The organism is Acidisphaera rubrifaciens HS-AP3, assembly GCF_000964365.1.
Classification (GTDB): domain Bacteria; phylum Pseudomonadota; class Alphaproteobacteria; order Acetobacterales; family Acetobacteraceae; genus Acidisphaera; species Acidisphaera rubrifaciens.
Genome location: NZ_BANB01000094.1, coordinates 1 through 4633 on the forward strand (window position 1 = coordinate 1; position 4633 = coordinate 4633).

The following is a 4633-nucleotide window of genomic DNA, read 5'->3' on the forward strand; positions in this document are numbered from 1 at the left end:
GGCGCCGCGGCCGGAGCGCTTTCACCGAACAGGCCGGGACCGTCGGGCACGGGCGGCGGCGGGTCGGGGTCGTCCGCGAACAGGCCGGGCATGCGTGGGTGCTGTCTCTCGCCCCTGGATGTGTCGCCGTGCCCCGGCCGGGCGCGGCGCGGCTGCGTGCGCCATCGGGGCAGCGGGTGGGAGGCCGAACGAACGACCCGAGCGGAAACTCGTTGCGGCTGCTTCCTTCCGGACCTGACCGGGTTGGCGAGGCGCTCGTCCGCCGCCGACCTCCCGCTCCGTCATATCATGCCTGTCGGAGAACGCCACAACCCACGGGCGGGATCGGGCCGGTTGCCCGCCGGGCGGGGTCGTGGCAGGACGAGGCGATGCTGCGGATCATCGCTTCACGCTCGAATGTGTACACCGGCAGCCCGCTCGACCGGGTGAGCGAACGGCGGGACGACGCGGCGTGGGTCGCCGCGCTTATGGCGGCCGAGGATGCGCTATTCGTGCCGCTGTGGCGCAGCCGCAGCCTGGTGACGGGCACCGAGGCAGGAGCGCCGGCGGCCGTGCTGCTGGACCCGGCCGCCGCCGCCGCGATCGCGCCCCGCCCCGACGACGCCGCCCATCCCTGGGCCTTGCTCGGGCTACTGGACGGCCGGCCGGTGTTCACCGTCGACCTCAGCGCGGCGGAGGAACCGGCCGCGCTCGTGCCGGAGATGCTGGGCAGCTTTGCCGAATTGCGCCGCATCGGTCCCGCCCTGCCCGCGGGGCAGGCGGCCATGCTGGCGCATGCCCGCGGTCTGATGCACTGGCGCAGCCGGCACCGTTTCTGCGGCGTGTGCGGGCAGCCGTGCCTGCCGCGCGCCGCGGGCAACGTCATGGTCTGCACCGGCTGCGAGGCACAGCATTTCCCGCGCACCGATCCGGCGGTGATCATGCTGGTGGTGGCCGGCGACCGCGCCCTGCTCGGCCACTCGCACCGGTTTCCGACCCAGACGATGTATTCGACGCTCGCCGGTTTCGTGGAGCCGGGCGAGAGCCTGGAGGAAGCGGTGCGCCGCGAGGTGGCCGAGGAAGCCGGCGTGCGCGTGGGCGACGTCGTCTATCATTCGAGCCAGCCCTGGCCGTTCCCGGCCTCCATCATGCTCGGTTTCTACGGCGAGGCGCTGAGCGAGGAGATCGCCATCGCCGACGAGGAACTGCGCGACGCCCGCTGGTTCAGCCGCGCCGAGATACGCGACCGTCGCGCCCACGGGTTCTCGATCCCGCCGCGCGACAGCATCGCCCGGCATCTGATCGACGACTGGATGGCGGCGGGCTGACCCCCGACCTCTGCACCATCGGCTACGAGGGCAGCACCGTCGATGCGGTGACGGCGGCGCTGCGCGCGGCGGGCGTGGCGCTGCTGCTCGACGTCCGGGCCGTGCCGTCGTCGCGCAAGCCGGGCTTTTCCAAGCATATCCTGGCGGCGTCCCTGCGGGAGGCCGGCATCGGCTACGTGCATCTGCGGCCGCTCGGCACGCCCAAGCCGGGCCGCGACGCGGTGCGGCGCGGCGACGTGGCCGCGATGGAGCGCATCTATGCCGCGCATATGCGGGGCGACGAACCCCGGGCCGCGCTGGCCGAGGCGACGGCCCTGGCCGCCGGCCAGACCTGCTGCCTGCTGTGTTTCGAGCAGGACCACCGCACCTGCCACCGCCGGCTGGTGGCCGACATGGTGAGCGCGCAGACCGGGCAGGCGGTGCACCACCTCCGCGCCGCCGCGCCACCCTGACGCGCGGCGGCGGCTTGGCGATCGCGCAAGCGCGCGGCACCATCGGGGGCATCACCCACGAAGGATCACACCCATGCGTCCACGTCCGCCCGCGGCCCTGATCGCCTCGGCGCTGTTCAGCCTCGTGCCCGTCCTTCTGCTGGGCGCCTGCGCCACGCAGCAGGAGATCGTGACGCAGCGGGAAGATTATCTGGCCGCCGCCGGCTTCATCGTCCGGCCGGCCAACACGCCGGCGCGGCTCGCGATGCTGCAGCGTCTGCCGCCGCACCGTTTCGTGCAACGCGTGCATGGCGACGACGTGAGCTATGTCTATGCCGATCCGCTGGTGTGCGGTTGTCTCTATGTCGGCTCGCAGCAGGCCTATGGCCGCTTCCGCGCGGCCCAGGAGGCGCGGCATCTGGCCGACGAGCAGCAGATGACGGCCGAGACCTATCAGGACGCGGCCTGGAACTGGGGCGCCTGGGGGCCCGGCTTCGGGCCGGGGTTCGGCCCCGGCTTCGGCTGGTAGGACGGGACGATTCCGGCCGGCCGGGGACGTCAGCCGGGCAGCGGCGCGCCGGCGGCGAAGGCGGCGATCAGTCGCCCGATGTCGTCCGGCCGCTGCTGCACGATCCAGTGGTCGTTGTCCGGGAAGCGCCGCACCGTGAGATCCGGCACGACCTCCGGCAGCCGGTCGACGTTGTCCGGGACGAAGTAGATGTCGCGCTCGCCCCAGATCACCAGCGTCGGTACATGGACCGTCGCCTCCGCCGGCGTCCGTCGCTGGCCGCCCATGGCGCGGTAGTAGTTCAGCGCCCGGCGCATGGACCCCGGCCGGCGCCACGCGGCGCGATAGGCATCGGCATCGGCGTCCGTCATCACGCCGCCGGCGAGACCGGGCTTGAGGATCAGGTCCTCGAAACTCGCGTAGCCGGTGGCGGCCAGCCGGTCCTCGAACCCCTCGGCGCGGAAATGCGCGATGTAGGCGCTGGCCTGCCGCTGCGCCTCGTTCGTCTTGTAGAGGTCAGTGAAGATCGCGGGGTGGCCGGAATTGACGATCACCAGCCGCTCCAGCAGCGCCGGGTGGCGGATCGCGACCTCCCAGGCGATGAAGCCGCCCCAGTCATGGCCGACCAGCACCGCCGTCTCGTGGCCCAGCGCGCGGAACAGCGCCACCACGTCGCCCACCAGAAGATCGGCCGTATAGCCCTCGATCGCGTCCGGCCCGGTCGAGAGGTTCACGCCGCGCGTGTCGACGGCGACCGCGCGGTGGGTCGCGCCGATCACCTCCATCGGCCGCCGCCACATGCGCCAGAACTCCGGGAAGCCGTGCAGCATCAGGACCAGCTTGCCGCTGCCCTGTTCGACGTAGTGCAGCCGCACACCGGCCACGTCGGCATAGCCTTTGGTCATCGGCATGGCGGTCTCCGTCATTGCTGCGTGTGGCGGAACGGCGAGGCGCGATAGACGCCGAGGACGCGCACCTCGGTCGAGAAGAAGCGCAGCTCCTCCAGCGCGCGTCGCAGCGGCGGCTGGTCGGGATGGCCGTCCACGTCGCACAGGAACTGCGTCGCGGTGAAGGCGCCGCCGACCATGTAGCTCTCCAGCTTCGTCATGTTGACGCCGTTGGTCGCGAAGCCGCCGAGCGCCTTGTACAGCGCGGCCGGCACGTTGCGCACGTGAAAGACGAATGTCGTCATGACGTCCGCCGCATCCGCCGGCGGCTTCTCGGCCTCGCGCGCCATGACATAGAAGCGCGTGGTGTTGTGGGCCGCGTCCTCCACGTTCGCGCGCAGGATGTCGAGCCCGTAGATCTCGGCGGCGAGGGCGGAGGCGATGGCGGCGTCGGCCGGCCGGCCCCATTGCGCTACGAGCTGCGCGGAGCCGGCGGTATCGGCCTCCACCACCGCCTGCGCATCAAGTTCGCGCAGCAGGCCGCGCACCTGGCCGAGTGCGACGGCGTGGGAGTGGATGCGCCGCACCTGCGCGATCGTGCCGCCGCGCGGGGCGAGCAGGCAGTGCTCGACCCTCTGGAAATGCTCACCCACCACGAACAGGCCGGAATCGGGCAGCAGGTAGTGCACGTCCGGCACCCGGCCGGCGAGGCTGTTTTCGCAGGCGAGCATCGCGAGGTCGGCGCGGCCGTCGCGCACCGCCTCGATCGCCGCCTCGAAGGTGGGACACGGCAGGGTGTGCATCCCCGGATGCGCGTTGCGGCAGGCGAGATCGGAATAGGCGCCGGGTATGCCCTGGAACGCGATCAGCCCGCTCATCGCACCGCTCCCAGAATGTGCCGCGCCCGGTCGAGATCGGCGGGCGTGTCCACGCCGAACGGCCCGACCGGGATGCGCGCGCAGACGATCCGCATGCCGGCTTCCAGCGCCCGCAGCTGCTCCAGCGTCTCGCGCTGTTCCAGCAGGCTGGGCGGCAGGGCGGTGAAGCGCGCGAGGGCGTCGCGGCGCCATGCATAGATGCCGACATGATGCCAGCGCGGCCCGTCGCCGGACGGGATGACGCCGCGCGAGAAATACAATGCGGGGGCGACCGCGGCGCCGGGGGCGAAGGCACAGGCGGCCTTGACCACCGACGGCAGCGCGGCCTCGGCCTCCGTCTCGATCGGCGCGACGAGGGTGCCGATGTCGCAGGCCGGGTCCGCGAGCGGGTCGAGCGCGGCGCGGATCGCCGCGGGCTCGACGGTCGGGAAGTCGCCCTGCAGGTTCACCACCACGTCGTGTTCGCCCCCCGGATCGAGTGCCGCGAGCGCCGCCTGCACCCGGTCGGAGCCGGACGGCAGCGCCGGGTCGGTCAGCACGGCGATGCCGCCGGCGGCGCGCACCGCCTCGGCCACCGCCGGCTCGGCGCAGGCGACGGCGACCGGACCGATGCCGGCGGCCC

The 4633-nt window shown here is 72.6% G+C and carries 6 protein-coding genes and 1 other RNA gene; 3 read left to right on the top strand and 4 right to left on the bottom strand.

The window, feature by feature from the left end:
* Positions 1 to 176: 176 nt before the first annotated feature.
* An RNA gene (gene ffs, locus B8460_RS03785) (signal recognition particle sRNA small type) lies at positions 177 to 274 on the bottom strand.
* 94 nt (positions 275 to 368) lie between these two features.
* On the opposite strand from ffs, the gene nudC reads away from it, so the two are divergent.
* The 3 genes from nudC to B8460_RS03800 all read left to right on the top strand — a co-directional run bounded on the left by nudC (position 369) and on the right by B8460_RS03800 (position 2267).
* Positions 369 to 1307 (top strand): NAD(+) diphosphatase, encoded by a 939-nt coding sequence (gene nudC / locus B8460_RS03790; RefSeq protein WP_048860244.1) that lies wholly within the window; start codon positions 369 to 371, stop codon positions 1305 to 1307.
* A gap of 47 nt (positions 1308 to 1354) precedes the next feature.
* Complete coding sequence (locus B8460_RS03795; protein WP_241771097.1) at positions 1355 to 1759, top strand: DUF488 domain-containing protein; 405 nt, start codon at positions 1355 to 1357, stop codon at positions 1757 to 1759.
* A 73-nt stretch (positions 1760 to 1832) separates the two neighbouring features.
* A complete protein-coding gene (locus tag B8460_RS03800) occupies positions 1833 to 2267 on the top strand; it encodes a hypothetical protein (protein WP_148360324.1) in 435 nt (144 codons plus the stop codon).
* 29 nt (positions 2268 to 2296) lie between these two features.
* On the opposite strand, the gene B8460_RS03805 is transcribed toward B8460_RS03800, so the two are convergent.
* The 3 genes from B8460_RS03805 to B8460_RS03815 form a co-directional block, all read right to left on the bottom strand.
* Positions 2297 to 3157 carry an alpha/beta fold hydrolase gene (locus B8460_RS03805; protein WP_158322698.1) on the bottom strand — a complete coding sequence of 287 codons (861 nt, stop codon included), beginning with the start codon at positions 3155 to 3157 and terminating at the stop codon, positions 2297 to 2299.
* Positions 3158 to 3168: 11 nt separating this feature from the next.
* A complete protein-coding gene (locus B8460_RS03810; RefSeq protein ID WP_048860246.1) occupies positions 3169 to 4011 on the bottom strand; it encodes a prephenate dehydratase in 843 nt (280 codons plus the stop codon).
* Positions 4008 to 4633 (bottom strand): 3-deoxy-manno-octulosonate cytidylyltransferase (locus tag B8460_RS03815; protein WP_048860247.1); only part of this gene is annotated, 626 nt, incomplete at its 5' end. The genes B8460_RS03815 and B8460_RS03810, both read right to left, overlap by 4 nt.

What these genes read in the sequence shown, in the direction of transcription:
- nudC (WP_048860244.1), top strand. Translation starts at nt 369, where the DNA reads ATGCTGCGGATCATCGCTTCACGCTCGAATGTGTACACCGGCAGCCCG.
- B8460_RS03800 (WP_148360324.1), top strand. Translation starts at nt 1,833, where the DNA reads ATGCGTCCACGTCCGCCCGCGGCCCTGATCGCCTCGGCGCTGTTCAGC.
- B8460_RS03805 (WP_158322698.1), bottom strand. Translation starts at nt 3,157, where the DNA reads ATGCCGATGACCAAAGGCTATGCCGACGTGGCCGGTGTGCGGCTGCAC.
- B8460_RS03810 (WP_048860246.1), bottom strand. Translation starts at nt 4,011, where the DNA reads ATGAGCGGGCTGATCGCGTTCCAGGGCATACCCGGCGCCTATTCCGAT.